Source organism: Tardiphaga sp. 285_C5_N1_2, assembly GCF_052076065.1.
In the GTDB taxonomy this organism is placed as follows: Bacteria; Pseudomonadota; Alphaproteobacteria; order Rhizobiales; family Xanthobacteraceae; genus Tardiphaga; species Tardiphaga robiniae.
The window spans coordinates 4,580,628-4,598,170 of sequence record NZ_CP197241.1; the positions used below are offsets into that span (position 1 = coordinate 4,580,628).

The 17,543-nt window shown below is 61.5% G+C and carries 12 protein-coding genes; 4 read left to right on the forward strand and 8 right to left on the reverse strand.

Annotation, left to right across the window (positions count from 1 at the left end; translation table 11 throughout):
- Positions 1-152: 152 nt before the first annotated feature.
- Complete coding sequence (locus AB7951_RS21620; RefSeq protein ID WP_439062384.1) at positions 153-1,862, reverse strand: methyl-accepting chemotaxis protein; 1,710 nt, start codon at positions 1,860-1,862, stop codon at positions 153-155.
- A 367-nt stretch (positions 1,863-2,229) separates the two neighbouring features.
- Between AB7951_RS21620 and AB7951_RS21625 the strand changes: the two genes are divergently transcribed.
- Both AB7951_RS21625 and AB7951_RS21630 read left to right on the forward strand, forming a co-directional pair.
- Entirely contained in the window at positions 2,230-3,144 is a 915-nt protein-coding gene (locus tag AB7951_RS21625) for a DMT family transporter (protein WP_439062714.1), read from the forward strand.
- Between the two features lie 48 nt (positions 3,145-3,192).
- Positions 3,193-3,996, forward strand: coding sequence for a sugar phosphate isomerase/epimerase family protein (locus tag AB7951_RS21630; RefSeq protein WP_439062383.1), 804 nt, complete (start codon positions 3,193-3,195; stop codon positions 3,994-3,996).
- Between the two features lie 62 nt (positions 3,997-4,058).
- On the opposite strand, the gene AB7951_RS21635 is transcribed toward AB7951_RS21630, so the two are convergent.
- The gene (locus AB7951_RS21635; RefSeq protein WP_089263582.1) at positions 4,059-4,352 is read right to left on the reverse strand and encodes an antibiotic biosynthesis monooxygenase; all 294 of its coding nucleotides are present in this window, start codon (positions 4,350-4,352) and stop codon (positions 4,059-4,061) included.
- 153 nt (positions 4,353-4,505) lie between these two features.
- Positions 4,506-5,477 (reverse strand): iron exporter MbfA, encoded by a 972-nt coding sequence (gene mbfA / locus AB7951_RS21640; protein WP_439062382.1) that lies wholly within the window; start codon positions 5,475-5,477, stop codon positions 4,506-4,508.
- Positions 5,478-5,884: 407 nt separating this feature from the next.
- Here mbfA and AB7951_RS21645 point away from each other — a divergent pair, with 407 nt between their 5' ends.
- Complete coding sequence (locus AB7951_RS21645; RefSeq protein ID WP_120288638.1) at positions 5,885-6,871, forward strand: Bug family tripartite tricarboxylate transporter substrate binding protein; 987 nt, start codon at positions 5,885-5,887, stop codon at positions 6,869-6,871.
- Positions 6,872-7,180: 309 nt separating this feature from the next.
- The gene (locus AB7951_RS21650; protein ID WP_093759289.1) at positions 7,181-8,536 is read left to right on the forward strand and encodes an esterase-like activity of phytase family protein; all 1,356 of its coding nucleotides are present in this window, start codon (positions 7,181-7,183) and stop codon (positions 8,534-8,536) included.
- Positions 8,537-8,652: 116 nt separating this feature from the next.
- Here AB7951_RS21650 and AB7951_RS21655 read toward each other — a convergent pair whose 3' ends face one another.
- From AB7951_RS21655 to AB7951_RS21675, 5 genes are all read right to left on the reverse strand, one after another.
- Entirely contained in the window at positions 8,653-10,338 is a 1,686-nt protein-coding gene (locus tag AB7951_RS21655; RefSeq protein ID WP_093759290.1) for a methyl-accepting chemotaxis protein, read from the reverse strand.
- 179 nt (positions 10,339-10,517) lie between these two features.
- Complete coding sequence (locus AB7951_RS21660) at positions 10,518-12,206, reverse strand: cache domain-containing protein (RefSeq protein ID WP_309947299.1); 1,689 nt, start codon at positions 12,204-12,206, stop codon at positions 10,518-10,520.
- 292 nt (positions 12,207-12,498) lie between these two features.
- Positions 12,499-14,178, reverse strand: coding sequence for a methyl-accepting chemotaxis protein (locus AB7951_RS21665; RefSeq protein ID WP_439062380.1), 1,680 nt, complete (start codon positions 14,176-14,178; stop codon positions 12,499-12,501).
- A gap of 202 nt (positions 14,179-14,380) precedes the next feature.
- Positions 14,381-15,970 (reverse strand): phosphoglycerate dehydrogenase, encoded by a 1,590-nt coding sequence (gene serA / locus AB7951_RS21670; RefSeq protein WP_439062379.1) that lies wholly within the window; start codon positions 15,968-15,970, stop codon positions 14,381-14,383.
- A gap of 233 nt (positions 15,971-16,203) precedes the next feature.
- Positions 16,204-17,376, reverse strand: a complete 1,173-nt coding sequence (locus AB7951_RS21675; protein ID WP_120288634.1) for a phosphoserine transaminase — start codon at positions 17,374-17,376, stop codon at positions 16,204-16,206.
- Positions 17,377-17,543 lie beyond the last annotated feature (167 nt).

Here is a 17,543-nt window from a genome sequence, read left to right on the forward strand (position 1 = left end):
CGGCAGTGTGACATCACTGCCGCAGATTTTAATGGTTCTAAACTCAGCGGGTATTTTTCTCAGCAAGATGCAGCCAAGGCGCGACGATTATTTCTGCCCGGAAATAATTGGGACGCCTTCGCGCATGCCATTTTTTCTTTCGCGGTGGATAGTTACGCGGCACGCACCGAGCGTAGGAAGTTGCCGACCTCATGCTTCAGTCGCGTGCTCTCGCTCGACAGCGACTGCGCTGCGGACAGGACCTGCGACGAGGCGGAACCTGCTTCTTCGACACCGCGCTGCACATCGGTGATGTTCGAACTCACCTGCATGGTGCCTGCTGCGGCCTGCTGCACGTTGCGCGAAATCTCCTGCGTGGTAGCGCCCTGCTCTTCAACGGCCGATGCGATGGCCGACGCGATCTCCGACATCTGACCGATAGTCATGGAGATCTCCTTGATAGCCGACACCGAATCCTCGGTCGCCTTCTGGATGCCGCTGACCTGCTGGCTGATCTCGCCAGTGGCCTTCGCGGTCTGCTCGGCCAGCGCTTTCACTTCCGCGGCGACCACCGCAAAGCCGCGACCGGCCTCACCGGCGCGCGCCGCTTCGATGGTGGCGTTGAGCGCGAGTAGATTGGTCTGCCCGGCGATATTGTTGATCAGCTCGACGACATCGCCGATGCGTGCCGCGGCCGTCGCCAGTTCGCTGACGCGGTTGTTGGTATTGTCAGCCTGCGCAACGGCCTCGCTGGCAATGCGCGCGGCGCCCTGCACCTGGCGGCTGATCTCGTGCACGGACGACGACATTTCCTCGGTGGCGGATGCGACCGACTGCACATTGGTCGCGGCTTCTTCCGATGCCGCCGATACAGCCACCGCCAAAACCTGTGAGCGCTCCGAGGTTGCCGTCAATGTGGTGGCCGAACCTTCCAGTTCCTTCGAAGCAGACGATACGGTCTCGACGATCTGACCGACGGCGCCCTCGAAATCGGCGGCAAGCTTCATCATATCCGCCTTACGCTGTTCGGCCGTGCGGCTTTCCGTAGCGATCTGCGCGACCTTCATGCGCTCGACTTCGAGGCCGTTCTCCTTGAATACACTCAGCGCCGTCATGATCTCCCCGATCTCGTCGGCGCGCTTGCTTGCCGGAACGTCGACGGTGAGGTCTCCTTTGGCGAGGTTGTTCATCGTGGCGATGCTTGCCTTCAACGGACGCACCACGCTGCTGCGCGCCACAACATAGCTGACAATGATGGCGAGCAGCATCACGCCGAGCGTCGCATAGATAATGGTCCAGAGCGTGTCGTTGGCGGTTTCGAGAAACTCGACCTTCTTGATGCCCACATAGAGAATGCCGATCACGTTGCGGCTGGCGTCGAAGATCGGATCATAGACAGTCATATACGGCTCACCGAGGATAGCCACTTCACCACGGAACGCGGTCTTGCCATTGAAGACCGCGTCATAGGCCGGCCCTTTCGCCAGCTGCGTGCCGATGGCACGGGTGCCATCCGGCTTCATCACGTTGGTGGAGATGCGGGTATCATTCATGAAGATCGTTGCGGTGCCGCCGACCAGCGTCTTGATCTTGTCGACCGCTGCGAAATTGCCGTTCAGCGGCTTGCCGTCCGCCAGCAGCTTGCCATCCGCGATACTGTACTTGTCGCCGCTCTCACGCAGCACGTTCCAGGCGACGCGCATGTTGGTCTCGACCCGCTCCGTCGCGGATTTGGCGGCGCCCTGTTCGAGCACATATTTGGCGACCAACGTGATGCAGATGCCGAGGATGAGAATGCCGGAGACCGTCATCAACATGATGCGCGGGCCAAGACCGAGACCCCGGCGGCGGCCGGGTTTGGGTTGGGAGGCGGACAACGGCATTGCGATCTCCTGTCGCGCCGACCCCTCGGTCATGCGCTCAAAGCCGAACGGCTCCAGACACACTCACTGCACAACGCCGACGAGGTATCCGGACCCGCAATTCAAGAAACAAGTTCCATCATTATGATTCAGTTCTATCGGCTAGCCGTTCGAAAGCAGTTAATGTTCGCCTGGCGGAGAAGGTATAATCGTCTGATTTTGCGTGATTTTCGGCATCTGAATACCTGAATCGAAGCTCATTCTCGGCGTCCATTCGATGCATCCACCGATGCGCGCTCCGTTGCCGCGCATGGTGCCCGCGCGCCAGCGTGGCTTGTGCCACCCGGCGAACTGCCGCCTATGGAAAGCTGCATTGACCATCGAGCCGATGACCCCTTCCGCTCCGCCGCGACAAACGATCGTCGGCTGGTTCGCCAACCAGCCTTATCTCCTGCTCAGCCTCACCTCGCTGTTCTGGGCCGGGAATATCGTGCTCGGCCGCTATGTCGCCGGCCACGTCCCGCCGGTGACGCTGGCCTGCGTGCGCTGGATCGGAGCCTTTTTCCTGTTGCTGCCCTTCGCCTGGACGCATCTGCGCACGGACTGGCCGGTTCTCCGCGCCCAGCTTTCTCTCATGACGACGCTGGCGCTGACCGGCTTCGCTGCCAATACGGTACTGGCCTATTGGGGCCTGAAATACACGCAGGCCCTGAATGCGCTGCTGATCCAGTCGTCGGGCCCGCTCTGCGTCGCGCTGTGGACGCTGATCCTGTTCGGCGTGAGACTGACGCTGGCGCAACTGCTCGGCATCGTGGTTTCCATGGCCGGCGTGCTGATCATCATCCTGCGCGGCGATCTCACCGCGCTAGCCAGTATCCAGATCAACAAGGGAGATGCGATGCTGTTCGCAGCGCTCCTGGTGTTCGGCATCTATTCGGCGCTGATGCTGCGGCGACCGGTGACGCATCCGATGTCGCTGATTGCTTTCACCACCGCCGGCGGCGCGATCCTGACCCTGCCGGTCAGCATCTGGGAACTCAATTCCGGTTCACCGCTGATCTTCGACACCGTAACGCTGCTGACGCTCGCCTATGCCATGATCTTTCCGTCGGCGCTGGCCTATCTGTTCTTCAATCGCGGCATCGCGCTGATCGGCCCGAATCGGGCGGCACCATTTCTGCATCTCATGCCGGTGTTCGGATCGGTATTGGCCATCGCGTTTCTCGGCGAACAGCCGCAACTGTTTCACCTTATCGGTTACGTGCTGGTGCTGTCGGGCGTATTCATCGCATCACGGCGATAGACCGAACATCCGCTCCGGCCAGCCTGACATCGGGAGTAGAAACATCACATGACCGTTTTCTCGCTTGCCCACCTCACCGTGCTATCGCTGGCGCCGCCAGAGATGATCGATGTTGCCGCGCGCTGCGGCTACCGGAGTGTCGGACTGAGACTGATCGCCGTGACCGCGGAAAGCCCTGGCTACCCGCTGATGAACGACAAGGCGATGATGCGGCAAACCAAGGCGCGTCTCGCCGATACCGGACTGCACGTGCTCGATATTGAACTCGTCAAGATCACGCCCGGGATCGACGTCGCGGCGCTTGAGCCGATACTCACCGCCGGCGCGGAGCTCGGAGCCCGCCATGTCATCATCGCGCCCTATGATCCCGACTTGTCCCGCCTCGCCGACCGACTGGCGGCCATCGCCGATCTTGCGGCGCGATACGGCATCATGCCGGTGATGGAGTTCTTTCCCTGGACCAATGTGTCGAACCTGCACAAGGCGCGCGCCATCGTCGAGACCGCAGGCCGCGCCAATGCGGGTATCCTTGTCGATACGCTGCATTTCGACCGCTCCGACAGCAGCCTCGCCGAACTCGACGACATGCCATCGCGCTTGCTGCCGTTTTTCCATTTTTGCGATGCTCCGGCGGAGAAGCCTGGCACGGTGGAAGGCCTGCTGCACACCGCGCGCGCTGAACGGCTGCCACCCGGCGACGGCGGCATCGACCTCTGCGCCATCGCCGCGCACCTGCCGAAGCATATTCCGGTCGCGCTCGAAGTGCCGATGGATGCGCTGACCCGGGAGCGCGGCCCCGAAGAAGTCGCGCGCCGCGCAATCGCCGGCGCGAAGCGCCTGCTGGGAGATTGAGAATCTAGCGAGTAATCTACGCGCACATGCCACCGTCCGGCATAGCACCTGTCTCGCGCGCGTTATGCCAACGTATGAACGATAACCGGCCCGGCTATCGCTGTAGCTGGTCCAATCAGCAAGGGCGCCAGATTCTGTTCGCTCCATGCGAGCCCGCGTCGGTTCGACTCCTCGGCGCCCGCGAAATTGTTGAAGATGCTGATCGCCGTCACCGTATCGTCGGACGCATAGACCACATAATAGGCCATGAAACCTTCGACATCACTGATGATCGGAATGGCACCTTCCTTGATCCTGCGCGTCAGTTCCTCAGCCATGCCGGTCTTTGCCTTGCTCTGACGAATGGCAGCGTACATGGGACGCTCCTTCACCCGTAAGCTGCCCGCGATCGCACCTGCCGCGATCATGCATCGCACACACTCATCATCGGCGGGACGAGCAGCAGGGTTTCCCGCGCATAGAACCTACGCCATCCCGCGCAACGACGCCATCTGACGCCTCCCCACCCACTACGCGCCTCCGATCAATATTCCCACCGCCAGAACGATCACGCCGCCAAGCACCACCTGAAAGACGGCCTGCAGGAACGGCGTATCCATATAGCGCGCCCTGATATAGGCGATGGCCCAGAGTTCGAAAAAAACGACAACACCCGCGATGGCCGTCGCGATCCAGAATGCATTCGGCCAGCTGTCCGGCACGAGATAAGGCAGAGTATGGCCGAGACCGCCCAGCGTCGTCATCAGCCCGCAGATGCCGCCACGCAACCACGGCGAGCCGCGTCCGGTCATGGAGCCATCGTCCGACAATGCTTCGGCGAAACCCATGCTGATGCCGGCGCCGATCGACGCAGCAAGGCCAACAAGGAATGTCTGCCAGTTGTGATGTGTTGCAAACGCGGCCGCAAACAGCGGCGCCAGCGTCGATACGGAGCCGTCCATCAAGCCCGCAAGACCTGGCTGGACATATTGCAGGACGAACATCCGGTGGCGGGTGTTGTCCTCCACCGTACGAACGTCGGACGTCAGGATGGCATTCGATAATTTGGCCGCGAGATGCTCGTGTCCTTTTTCCAGCTCGGCCAGATCGCCCAGCAACTTGCGAACGCCGACATCCGTCGCCTGCTCGGCGGCCCTGGCGTAAAAGCGCTCGGCCTCGAACTCCATCCTCTCGGCCTCCTTGCGGATGGTGTCGAGCGACAGGTTACGCGTGAGCCAGATTGGTCGGCGGCGGATGAAGCCCTTGACGTCTTCGCGCCGGATCGGCGGAAGGTTCGGTCCGAAGCGCTCCTCATACATCTGCAACAGCAGATGCCGATGGCCCTTTTCCTCTTCGGCCATCTCGCTGAAGACTTTCGCGGAATCGGGATAGCGCTCTGCCAGATCCTCGGCGAAGCTGAGATAGATCCGGCTGTCCTCTTCCTCGCTGGAGATCGCAACCGCCAGCACCTCGCGTTCGGTGAGCTCCGAAAACGCCTTCATATCAATGCCTTACTTAATTTAGAATTATTCTAATTTATATAGGAGCTGCTTTGCATTTGTCAAAGAGCTTTGCGTCTGCGCGGCGCTGAACCTGTCCGCTGGTCGGGAAGCAATAGCGGGGACGAGAAGGACCGCGACGAAACGACCGTGCGTGCTCCGGAGCTTTGGCCCAGCATTCGCACCGACCCCGACGCGGAGATGCTGCGGATCAGCGGCCGTCGGCAAGTGCTGTCACTCACGAACGCGATAAGGTCGACCCGGTGCTGCAGACGTCGATGCATGGCCTACACCATCGACAGCGCACTCACCTGAACTGCATACCTTTCCGCTTCCGTGTGTCACCGACCTCCGCTAGTTTGCCCGCAACAAATATGGGCTACCAAAGCCGATTCAGGGAGAAAAGCGGAATGCACGGACTTTCAGTTCTTCGCGGTGTGGCGAGCGCATCGTTTATCGGAGCGCTGCTGTTGGCGACCCCAGATGCCATCGCACAAACCGCGAATTATCCAAACCGGGCGATCACGCTGGTGCTCCCTTTCGCCGCAGGCAGCGGCACCGACACCACGACGCGCCTGATCGCCAAGGAACTCGGCACCGCACTGAACGCCAACACCGTGATCGACAACAAGGCCGGCGCCAATGGCTCGATCGCCGCCAGTTTCGTCGCCCGCGCCCCCGCCGACGGTTACACGCTGTTCGTCACGACCAACACGACGCATTCGGCCAATCCTTTTCTGCTCAAGACCATGAGCTATGATCCGATCAAGGATTTCACGCCGATCGCGCGCACCGGCGACCTGCCCTTCATGCTCGTGATCAATCCCGAGATTCCCGCCAACTCCGTGGAAGAGCTGATCGCGCTCGCCAAGAAAGAGCCGGGCAAGTACTCCTACGCATCGGGCAGTTCGTCGGCGATCGTCTCGGGCGCGACCTTTGCCCGCCTCGCCAAGCTCGATCTCCTGCACGTGCCTTACAAGAGCTCACCACCGGCGCTCACCGATGTCATCGCCGGCCGTGTCAGCATGATGTTCGTGGATGTCCCGACCGGCCTGCCGCATGTCAACGCCAAGGCGTTGAAGTCGCTCGCGGTGACCACGAAATATCGCTCCAAGCTTCTGCCGGATCTGCCGACCATGGACGAGGCCGGCGTGAAGGGCTTCGACATCACCTCGTGGCAGGGCTATCTCGGGCCGGCCAACATGCCGAAGGACATCGTCGTCAAGCTCAACGCCGAAATCCGCAAGATCGTCGAACGCCCCGAGATCCAGAAAGACCTCGCCAACCGCGGCATGGAAGCCTTCTCCGGTACGCCGGAAGAGTTCGACGCCTTCCTGAAGGATCAGCTCAAGGTGTGGGAGAAGCTGATCACGGATGCGGGGATCGAGAAGCAGTAGGCGCATTTCAGATAGAACCGCACGGCAGGTATGTTCGTCATGCCCGGCGAATGCCGGGTATCTACGTCTCGGCCACAAAGAAGACGTGGATGGCCGGGACATCCAGCGAAGCCGCGCTTCGCGCTTTGCCCGGCCATGACGATGGTTTTGCGTGGGTTGAACGAAGAGGAACCGCGCCTAACCCGCAGACTCGGCGACTGCATGTCGCAGGGTTTTCCCCTCTCGTCATTTTCTTGTCACGGAACTGTCAGCGCAGCGTAACGCCCGCGCCTCAGAACACGCCGCATGGTCACCACAAGGAGACACACCATGCGCAGCACATTCCTCTGCTCCGTCGCTTCCCTCGTCATGCTCACATCCGCCGCTTTCGCCCAGACCGAAGGTGAATTCCCCGCCAAGCTCGCCGGCCATGCCGTGCTGCCGGCGACGTCGACCATCGATGCGCCTGCGGATGCGCCGAACGACCTGAAGACCTCGGGCAAATACACCACCGGCAAGCGCGTCGACGCGCTCGGCACCGTGATGGGCAAGTCCTATGAGCGCGCCACCGGCATCTCGCTGCCGATGAAGGGCCAGCCGCTGCAGGGCCATTCCGGCATCAAGGTGATGCCCGACGGTTCGTTCTGGGTGCTGACCGACAACGGCGCCGGCTCGCGCTACAATTCGGCCGACTACATGATCTATCTCAATCACCACAAGATCGACTGGAAGAACGGCAAGGTCGAGCGTCAGGCCACCGTGTTCCTGCACGATCCCGACAAGAAGGTGCCGTTCCGCATCGTCCATGAAGACACCGCCAAGCGCTACCTGACCGGCGCCGATGTCGACACCGAGGGTTTCCAGATCGTCGGCGACAATTTCTGGATCGGCGAGGAATTCGGCCCCTACATCATCAAGGCCGACAAGACCGGCAAGGTGCTGGCTGTGTTTGACACCGTCGCCGACGGCAAGCCGGTGCGTTCACCGGACCATTGGTCGGTGCAGTCGCCGGGTGCGCCGGGCGCCACCTACACCACGGTCAACCTGCGCCGCTCCAAGGGCTATGAAGGCTTCGCCTCCTCCAAGGATGGCAAGTTCCTCTACGGCCTGCTCGAAGGCCCGATCTGGGATGCCGAGAAGAAGGATTGGGAGAAGGTCGACGGCAAGGAAGCTTCGCGCATCCTGGAATTCGACGTCGCCAACGAGAAGTTCACCGGTCGCTACTGGCAGTATGTGTTCGAACAGAACGGCAATGCCATCGGCGATTTCAACATGATCACCGCCGACAACGGCCTGATCATCGAGCGTGACAACGGCGAAGGCACCAAGGACAAGGCCTGCGCCGACGGCAAGCGCGGTGAAGACTGCTTCCCGGATCTCGCCAAGTTCAAGAAGGTCTACAAGATCGAACTGAACGACGCCAATGTCGGCAAGCCCGTTCGCAAGATTGGTTTCATCGACCTGATGAAGATCCAGGACCCGAACAAGCTGGCCCGCAAGCCGCTGAACGACGGCGTGCTGACCTTCCCGTTCTTCACCATCGAGAACGTCGACCAGGTTGATGCCACCCACATCATCGTCGGCAACGACAACAACCTGCCGTTCTCGTCGAGCCGTGAGCCGAACAAGGCCGACGACAACGAGTTCGTGCTGCTCGAAGTCGCCGACTTCCTGAAGGCGAAGTAAGCAACGCGAGCAGGCATCAGCCTGAACGACGAAAGCCCTCCCGCAAGGGAGGGCTTTTTGCATCCGGGCTTGATCTACTTTCCCTCCCCCCTTGTGGGAGAGGGAAAGTAGAGCCTCTACGCAGCACGCACCTTGGTCAGGAACTCGTCCACAGCCGTTCGTAACATGCCGGACTGGGTGTCGAGCTCCCTGGCATTCGACAACACCTGCGAGGCCGCCGTCCCGGTCGCTTCTGCTGCGCTGCTGACGCCGCCGATATGTTCGCTGATTTCACTGGAGCCCGCCGCGACCGACTGAATGTTGCGCGCGATTTCCCGCGTGGCCTCGCCCTGCTCCTGGACGGCCGTGGAGATGCTGGTGGTGATCTCGCTCATCTGCGCAATGGTGCCTGTAATGGCGCTGATCGAAAGCACGGCTTCGCTGGTGGACGCCTGCATGGCGGCGACCTGGGCGGAGATCTCTTCGGTAGCCTTGGCGGTCTGGCTCGCCAATGCCTTCACTTCAGAGGCGACGACCGCAAAGCCGCGGCCGGACTCGCCGGCGCGCGCCGCTTCGATGGTCGCATTCAGCGCGAGCAGATTGGTCTGGGAGGCGATGCTGTGGATCAACTGAACCACTTCGCCGATCTTCTCCGCGCCGCTGGACAGCAGCTGAACGGTCGCATTGGTGCGCTCCGCATCGCCGACTGCCTTGCTGGCAATTTGGCTCGACTGCGAGACCTGCCGCAAGACTTCGCTGACCGAAGCCGACAATTCCTCGGCGGCAGCTGCAACCGTGCTGACATTGTCCGACGACCGCTCCGACGCGGCGCCGACCGTCGATGCACGCGAACTGGCATCGCTGGCGGTCGCCGTCATGGATTGCGCGGTGGTCTGCATCCCTGCCGCTGCCGTCGATACCGAACGAACAATCCCGTTGACGCTGCGTTCGAAATCATCGGCGATGCTCTCCATGGTCGAACGACGCTCGGCAGACGCGCGCGCCTGCGTCTCGGCTTCGATCTTGTCGAGCCCGCGGATCCGGACCGCATTGTCCTTGAAGACCTGAACGGTCGATGCCATCGCACCGATCTCATCGCCGCGCCCGGTCCCGGGAATGTCGTCTTCGAGCGCGCCATCGGCCAGCGTGCGCATCCGCGCACCGAGCTGACCGAGCGGGCGGCTGATGCTGCGACCGATCATCCAGGCGATGCCGCCCGCGACCGCACCAATAGCAAGGATCGCCAAACCGAGCGCCCAGACGATCGGCTTCAACCTGGCGTCGAGGTCTTCCAGATAGGCTCCGGCGCCCACATACATGTTCCATCCGGGGATCGCAGCGGCATAAGCAACCTTGCGCAGCGGCTCCGTCTGGCCAGGTTTGACGTAGTCATAAAACATCGTGTGCTCGCCTTTGGCAGCAACACTGTCGCGCCACTCGCGACCGATCGCCTTGCCATTGGTCACCACATCGAGACGGTTCTGACCGATCTGCTTGGCATCCGGCGACAACACCGTCACGCCGTCCATCATGGAGCCAAACAGGTAGCCCGCGCCGTTGTCGTAGGTCATCGTATTTGCACGACGACCGAATTCAGCCATCGCGGCTTCCTTGGTGAGCTGGCCGGCGTCGACTTGTTTTTGCAATCCGATTGCCACGCTGCGCGCGGCATCGACGAAGTGGCGCAGCTCCTCGATCCTTGAGGTCATCATCTCGCGCTGAACGAAATATCCCGCGAGAACGCCAGACGCGCACAGACCAAGCAACATGACACCCACCAGAATACCTAGCTTGGGCGTGATCGTCAGATTACTTATCTTCACAATGAGTTCTCCAAAAAAGGTCGCGGGTGCAAATACCAATTGAGGAGAAGAATACCGAACAGACCTTTTTTTGTTCTTTACAAACCAAACCCGCAAATCATCGAGCCTGTGATACTTGATGATGAGCAACGATTGCAGCGCTACAAGAGCTCGCTCTCCGCGAGAGAAGAGGAAAGGCTCTACGCTGCGCGAACCTTCGCGAGGAATTCATCCACCGCCTTGCGCAGGATGCTCGACTGGCCGTCCAGCTCCTTCGCATTCGACAGCACCATGCCTGCCGCCTGCCCCGTTGCTTCCGCCGCTGCGCTGACGCCGCCGATATGAGCGCTGACCTCGCTCGAGCCAGCGGCAACCGACTGGATGTTGCGCGCGATCTCCTGCGTGGCCGAACCTTGCTCTTCCACTGCCGCCGAGATCGTCGTGGTGATCTGGCTCATCTGCGCGATCGTGCCGGTGATGGCGTTGATCGAGTTGACAGCCTCCTGCGTCGACGCCTGCATCGCTGCAACCTGCGCGGAGATTTCCTCGGTCGCCTTGGCCGTCTGGCTCGCCAGTGCCTTCACTTCCGACGCGACGACCGCAAAGCCACGGCCGGATTCACCGGCGCGTGCCGCTTCGATGGTTGCGTTCAGCGCAAGCAGATTGGTCTGCGAGGCGATGTTGTGGATCAGCTGCACGACCTCGCCAATCTTCTCGGCGCCGCTGGAGAGCTGCTGCACCGTCGCATTGGTGCGCTCCGCATCGCCCACGGCCTTGCTGGCGATATCGCTGGAGGCTGCGACCTGACGCAGCACTTCGCTGACCGATGCCGATAGTTCTTCGGCCGCTGCGGCAACCGTGCTGACATTGTCAGATGAGCGCGCTGATGCCGCACCGACCGTCGATGCGCGCGAGCTCGCGTCGCTTGCTGTCGCCGTCATCGACTGCGCGGTACTCTGCATACCGGCCGCGGCGGTGGAGACGGAACGGACGATGCCGTTGACGCTGCGCTCGAAATCATCGGCGAGGCTTTCCATCGTCGCACGGCGTTCGGCAGCAGCACGGGCCTGCGATTCCACCTCGATCTTGTCGAGCCCGCGAATGCGCACCGCGTTGTCCTTGAACACCTGAACCGTTGCGGCCATGGCGCCGATCTCGTCGCCGCGGTCGACGTCGGGGATCGCTTCATCCAGCGCGCCATCGGCGAGACCGCGCATGCGCGCGCCGAGCCGGCGAAGCGGGATGGTGATGCTGCGGCCAATCATCCAGGCAAGCGCGCCGAGAATGACAATGACCGCGAGTGCCGCGATCATCACGGTGCGCGCACTCTCCCAGAGCTGTACCTGCAAGTCGTCGATATAGACGCCGGTACCGATGACCCAACCCCAGGGCTCGAAACCGACGACATAAGAGAGCTTCGGCTGCGGTGCGTCCTTGCCGGGTTTCGGCCAAAGATAATCGACGAAGCCGGCCTTCTGCTTCTTCACGACATCGGCGAATTCGACAAACAGCCGCTTGCCGTTCGGGTCCTTGTTGCCGGAGAGATCGCTGCCGTTCATCTCGGGCTTGATCGGATGCATCACCATGCGCGGCTGCAGGTCGTTGATCCAGAAGTAATCGCCATTGCCGTAACGCAGTTTGCCGATACGCGCTGCTGCGGTCTTGCGCGCGGCCTCGTCCGACACGCCGCTACGCTGAATCGTCGCGTATTCTTCCTGCGCGATGCCGAGCGCCAGCTCCGTAAGATGGGTCAATTCGCTCTGGCGCTGCTGCTTGAGGGAGTCGCCAAGGGTGTTCAGCTGCATCCAGGCCAGCCCGGCGAGGCCAAGAAAGCTCAAGCCAATGATGCTGTAGAGGCGAAGGCCGATCGAAATTTTCAAACGATTCATGGGAAGTATCCCTGTAAGGCGCGCTGAAATAAGCGAGTCACCATCGCAGGGTGTAGTTTCGAGTTCGTGAAGTGGTGTGTAGTTCCGTTTTTGCAACCGCGGTTATAGGTTACCTCGAATGCACCAAAAGTCGCGCTACAGGTAGCTGCGCACCACTATAAACTATCATTGTGCAGATTTAAATTTGGTGGTGCAGCGATACGACGCAGCGGCCGAAACTCAATAGTTCAGGCAAGTCCCAGCCCTGTAGCTCCCCGAGCGCAGCTAAGCCGCGCTCGGGGAAGGATTTGACTCAGGCTGCTCTCACCTTGGCGAGGAATTCATCCACGGCGGTGCGCAGCATGCCGGACTGGCTCTCCAGCTCCTTTGCATTCGACAGCACCTGTGACGCCGCCGAACCGGTGGCCTCGGCTGCGCTGCTGACGCCGCCGATATGATTGCTGATCTCATTCGCGCCGGCCGACACCGACTGAATGTTGCGCGCGATTTCCTGCGTCGCCGTGCCCTGCTGCTCCACCGCCACAGAGATCGTGTTGGTGATCTGGCTCATCTGGGCGATGGTCCCGGTGATGGCGCCGATCGATGCAACGGCCTCGCTGGTCGATGCCTGCATGGCGGCAACCTGCGCCGAGATTTCCTCGGTGGCCTTGGCAGTCTGACTGGCCAGCGCCTTCACTTCCGATGCCACCACCGCAAAACCGCGGCCGGACTCGCCGGCACGTGCGGCTTCGATGGTCGCGTTCAGCGCCAGCAGATTGGTCTGGGAGGCAATGCTGTGGATCAGCTGCACGACTTCGCCGATCTTCTCAGCGCCGCTCGACAGGATCTGAACAGTCGCATTGGTGCGCTCGGCATCGCCTACCGCCTTGCTGGCGATCTCGCTGGAAGCCGATACCTGACGCAGCACTTCACTGACTGACGCCGACAATTCCTCCGCAGCCGCCGCAACCGTGCTGACATTGTCGGACGAGCGCGTCGAAGCTGCGCTGACCGTCGCGGCGCGCGAGCTTGCATCGCTTGCCGTCGCCGTCATCGACTGCGCGGTGCTCTGCATACCGACTGCGGCGGTGGAGACCGAGCGGACGATACCCGTCACGCTGCGCTCGAAATCCGTGGCCATCGCCTCCATGGCGGCGCGGCGCTCCGCGGCGATACGGCCCTGCGCATCCGCCTCGACCTGTTCCAGCGAGCGGATACGCAGCGCATTGTCCTTGAACACCTGAACCGTCTTGGCCATCGCACCGACTTCATCGCTACGGCCAACGCCGGGAATTTCCTCATCCAGCGCACCATTGGCGAGCGACTCCATGCGCGATCCCAGCATGCCGAGCGGCTTGGTGATGCTACGGCCGATCAGCCACGCGATCGCACCCGCCACTGCGGCAATGGCCAGCATGACCAGGCCGAGCGCCCAGATGATCGGTTTCAGATGAGCGTCGAGGTCATCGAGATAGGCGCCGGTGGCAATGAACATGTTCCAGCCGGGAAGCGCCGCGGCATAACCCATCTTGCGCGACGGGACCTGCTCATTGGGCTTCTGGAATTCGTAGGTCAGAATCTTGGTGCCGTTGGCTGCGACGCCGTCGCGGAATTCACGCGTAATGGCTACGCCGCTAACCTTGACGTCGAGCCGGTTGGATCCCGCCTTGAAGCCCGGCAGATGAACCACTTCACCGTCCATCGTGTAGATGAACAGATAGTTGCCGTTGTCATAGGTCATCGGCTCGATGCGGCGTACCAGCTCGGCGGTCGCGGCTTCCTTGGTGAGCTTGCCTGCTGCGACATCCTTCTGGATGCTGGCCGCTACATTGGTTCCGATTTCGACGATCGACTTCAGCTGCTCGGTTCGCGCAGAGAGCATCTCGCTCTTGACCATATAGGCGGCCAGAATGCCCGCGGCGCAGAGGCCGATCATGGTGACGGCCACCAGAACGACGAGCTTGTACGTAATACGGATATTGGCGAGCTTCACGGCTGTATTCCCCCGGGCGTGCGATTTTCGATCGCTGATTCCTCGGAGTAAAATGTATCGGGGTAGTGTTCCCAAATCCTTACACGTGTGGGGCGGGGGCAAACCTGCCGCGCCGACCTGAATGTGAACATTTTCCGCAAAACGAAAAAATCCCCGCCTTTCGGACGGGGATTTCGGCAATGTCAGTTCGGGTAAGAGACACTCAGAATGTCAGCGCCTTGGCCTGTTTCACCTGCGGCAGCGCCTGCACCTTGCTCAGCACATCGGCCGGCACAACGCCGTCGATCTCCACCAGCGCAATGGCGTCACCGCCCTGCTCGTTGCGGCCGAGATGGAAGGTTGCGATGTTGACCTTGGCATCGCCGAGCAGCGAGGCGAACTTTCCGATGAAGCCCGGCTTGTCCTCGTTGGTGACATAGATCATCGACTTCCCGAATTCGGCATCGACGCGGATACCCTTGATATCAACCAGCCGCGGCTTGCCGTCATGATAGACGGTGCCGGACACCGAGCGTTCCTGCCGTTCGGTGATAACCGTAACGGTGATCAGGCTTTCGTAATCGCTCTGCGCCGCGCGCACCACTTCATCGACTATCATGCCGCGCTCCTTGGCAACGGCCGGCGCGGAGACGACGTTGACGTCGCCGAGCATCGGCCGCAGCAACCCGCTCAGTGCTGCAGAGGTCAAGGCCTTGATCTTCATTTCGGCCACCGCGCCTTCATAGGTGATCTGCACCTTGGCAATGCCGGTCTCGGTGAGCTGGCCCGCGAACGAGCCAAGCTTCTCGGCGAGTTCGATGAACGGCTTCAGCTTCGGTGCTTCTTCCGCGGTGATCGACGGGAAGTTGACCGCGTTTGAGATCGCGCCCGACAACAGATAATCCGACATCTGCTCGGCGACTTGCAAAGCGACGTTCTCCTGCGCTTCGGTGGTCGATGCGCCCAAATGCGGCGTGCAGATCACATTGGGATGGCCGAACAGCACGTTCTTGGTGGCCGGCTCCTCGACGAACACGTCGAAGGCAGCGCCGGCGACATGCTTGCTATTCAGCGCATCGACCAGCGCTTGCTCATCGACCAGACCGCCGCGGGCACAGTTGATGATGCGCACGCCGGGCTTCATCTTGGCGATGGCAGCGGCATCGATGATGTTCTTCGTCTTCTCGGTGAGCGGCGTATGTAGCGTGATGAAGTCGGCGCGCTTGAGGAGGTCGTCGAGCTCGACCTTCTCAACGCCGATGTCCTTGGCACGCTCCGGCGACAGGAACGGATCGAAGGCAATGACCTTCATGCGCAGGCCGAGCGCGCGGTCGGCGGCAATGGCGCCGATATTGCCGCAACCGATCACGCCCAGCGTCTTGCCGGTGATCTCGACACCCATGAAGCGGTTCTTCTCCCACTTGCCGGCCTGCGTCGACGCATCGGCCTGCGGGATCTCGCGGGCGAGCGAGAGCATCAGTGTGATCGCATGTTCGGCGGTGGTGATCGAATTGCCGAACGGCGTGTTCATCACGATGATGCCCTTGGCGGTCGCCGCGGGAATTTCGACATTGTCGACGCCGATGCCGGCGCGGCCGATCACCTTCAGGCGCGTCGCCTTTTCAAGGATCTTCGCGGTCGCCTTGGTGGCCGAGCGGATGGCGAGGCCGTCATAGTTGCCGATGATCTCGGCGAGCTTGTCCTTGTCCTTGCCGAGGTTCGGCTGGAAGTCGACATCGATGCCGCGATCCCGAAAGATCTGCACGGCGGCGGGAGAGAGAGCGTCGGAAATGAGAACTTTGGGGGCGGTCATGGATGTGATCCTCGAAATGGGAGCCGGTGTAGGCGCGACAAACGCAGCAGGCTCCTTCTCCCCGTTCTTACGGGGAGAAGGTCGGGATGAGGGGCCGCTTTCGACCCGAGAATGCAGGAGTGAGGAGAGTTGAGTGCCATGCCCCTCACCCGGACATCGCGCTCGCGCGATGTCCGACCTCTCCCCGCCCGCGCACAGCGAAGCTGTGATAGGCGGGGAGAGGTTAAGAGCAACTACGCCGCCTTGGCGAGCGAAGCCTTGGTCTCGGCAAAGGCCCAGTCGATCCACTGCGTGAGGATTTGGACGTCCTTGGCTTCAACTGTGGCACCGCACCAGATGCGCAGGCCAGCCGGCGCATCGCGATAATGCGCGAAGTCGAAACCGGCATTTTCCTTCTCGACAGCCGCGACCAGTTTCTTGGCGAAGTCAGCCTGCGCGTCCGGCGATAGCGCGGTGATCGCGGGATCGATCACCTTCATGCACACCGACGTGTTGGAGCGGATCGCCGGATCAGCTGCCAGGAAGTCGATCCACGGCGTCTTCGCTTTCCAGTCGGCGAGCGCCTTGGTGTTGGCATCGGCACGCGCAATCAGCGCCTTGAGGCCGCCAACCGACTTGGCCCAGCCGAGCGCATCGAGATAGTCCTCGACACACAGCATCGACGGCGTGTTGATGGTCTCACCGACGAAGATGCCTTCATTCAACTTGCCGCCCTTGGTCATGCGGAAGATCTTCGGCAGCGGCCACGGCGGCGTGTAGCTCTCCAGACGCGCCACAGCGCGCGGCGACAGCACCAGCATGCCATGTGCGGCTTCGCCGCCGAGCGCCTTCTGCCAGGAGAAGGTGACAACATCGAGCTTCGCCCAGTCGAGCGGCTGCGCGAAAGCGGCCGAGGTCGCGTCGCAAATGGTCAGGCCTTCGCGGTCAGCCTTGATCCAGTCGGCATTCGGCACGCGCACACCCGAAGTCGTGCCGTTCCAGGTGAAGACGATGTCCGAATTCGGATCGGCCTTCGACAGATCGGGAAGCTCGCCATAGCCGGCATGCAGCTTGGTGACGTCCTTGAGCTTCAGCTCCTTGACGATGTCGGAGACCCAGCCCTCGCCGAAGGATTCCCAGGCGATGGTGGTGACGGGACGCGGCCCGAGCAGCGACCACAGCGCCATCTCGACAGCGCCCGTATCCGATGCCGGCACGATACCGATGCGGTAATCTGCTGGCACTTCCAGCACTTCACGCGTTAGATCGATCGCGAGTTTGAGCTTGTTCTTGCCGATCTTCGCACGGTGCGAACGGCCAAGGGCTGCGTCGGTGAGTTTTTCGGGGGTCCAGCCGGGGCGCTTGGCGCAGGGGCCGGAGGAGAAATGCGGCACGTTGGGCCGCGAAGAAGGCTTCGCTGCAGTCATAATCTATCCTTCCAGATAGCTAGCCTCCCGTTGGGGGGAGGTGTCCCGCTGGCGTGGATATGGGAACCGACCCGGAGCGTCAAGCGACTTCCGGGCTATCACGCGTGATTGATGGCCGGATGACGTCGCCCGTCCCGGCGTACCACCACCGGTTTTGCTGATGCCTT

Excerpts from the sequence above, each read along its gene's own strand:
- serA (WP_439062379.1), bottom strand. The coding sequence starts at position 15,970 with ATGACCGCCCCCAAAGTTCTCATTTCCGACGCTCTCTCTCCCGCCGCC.
- AB7951_RS21675 (WP_120288634.1), bottom strand. The coding sequence starts at position 17,376 with ATGACTGCAGCGAAGCCTTCTTCGCGGCCCAACGTGCCGCATTTCTCC.
- AB7951_RS21625 (WP_439062714.1), top strand. The coding sequence starts at position 2,230 with ATGACCCCTTCCGCTCCGCCGCGACAAACGATCGTCGGCTGGTTCGCC.
- AB7951_RS21645 (WP_120288638.1), top strand. The coding sequence starts at position 5,885 with ATGCACGGACTTTCAGTTCTTCGCGGTGTGGCGAGCGCATCGTTTATC.
- AB7951_RS21650 (WP_093759289.1), top strand. The coding sequence starts at position 7,181 with ATGCGCAGCACATTCCTCTGCTCCGTCGCTTCCCTCGTCATGCTCACA.
- AB7951_RS21660 (WP_309947299.1), bottom strand. The coding sequence starts at position 12,206 with ATGAATCGTTTGAAAATTTCGATCGGCCTTCGCCTCTACAGCATCATT.
- AB7951_RS21620 (WP_439062384.1), bottom strand. The coding sequence starts at position 1,862 with ATGCCGTTGTCCGCCTCCCAACCCAAACCCGGCCGCCGCCGGGGTCTC.
- AB7951_RS21630 (WP_439062383.1), top strand. The coding sequence starts at position 3,193 with ATGACCGTTTTCTCGCTTGCCCACCTCACCGTGCTATCGCTGGCGCCG.
- mbfA (WP_439062382.1), bottom strand. The coding sequence starts at position 5,477 with ATGAAGGCGTTTTCGGAGCTCACCGAACGCGAGGTGCTGGCGGTTGCG.
- AB7951_RS21635 (WP_089263582.1), bottom strand. The coding sequence starts at position 4,352 with ATGTACGCTGCCATTCGTCAGAGCAAGGCAAAGACCGGCATGGCTGAG.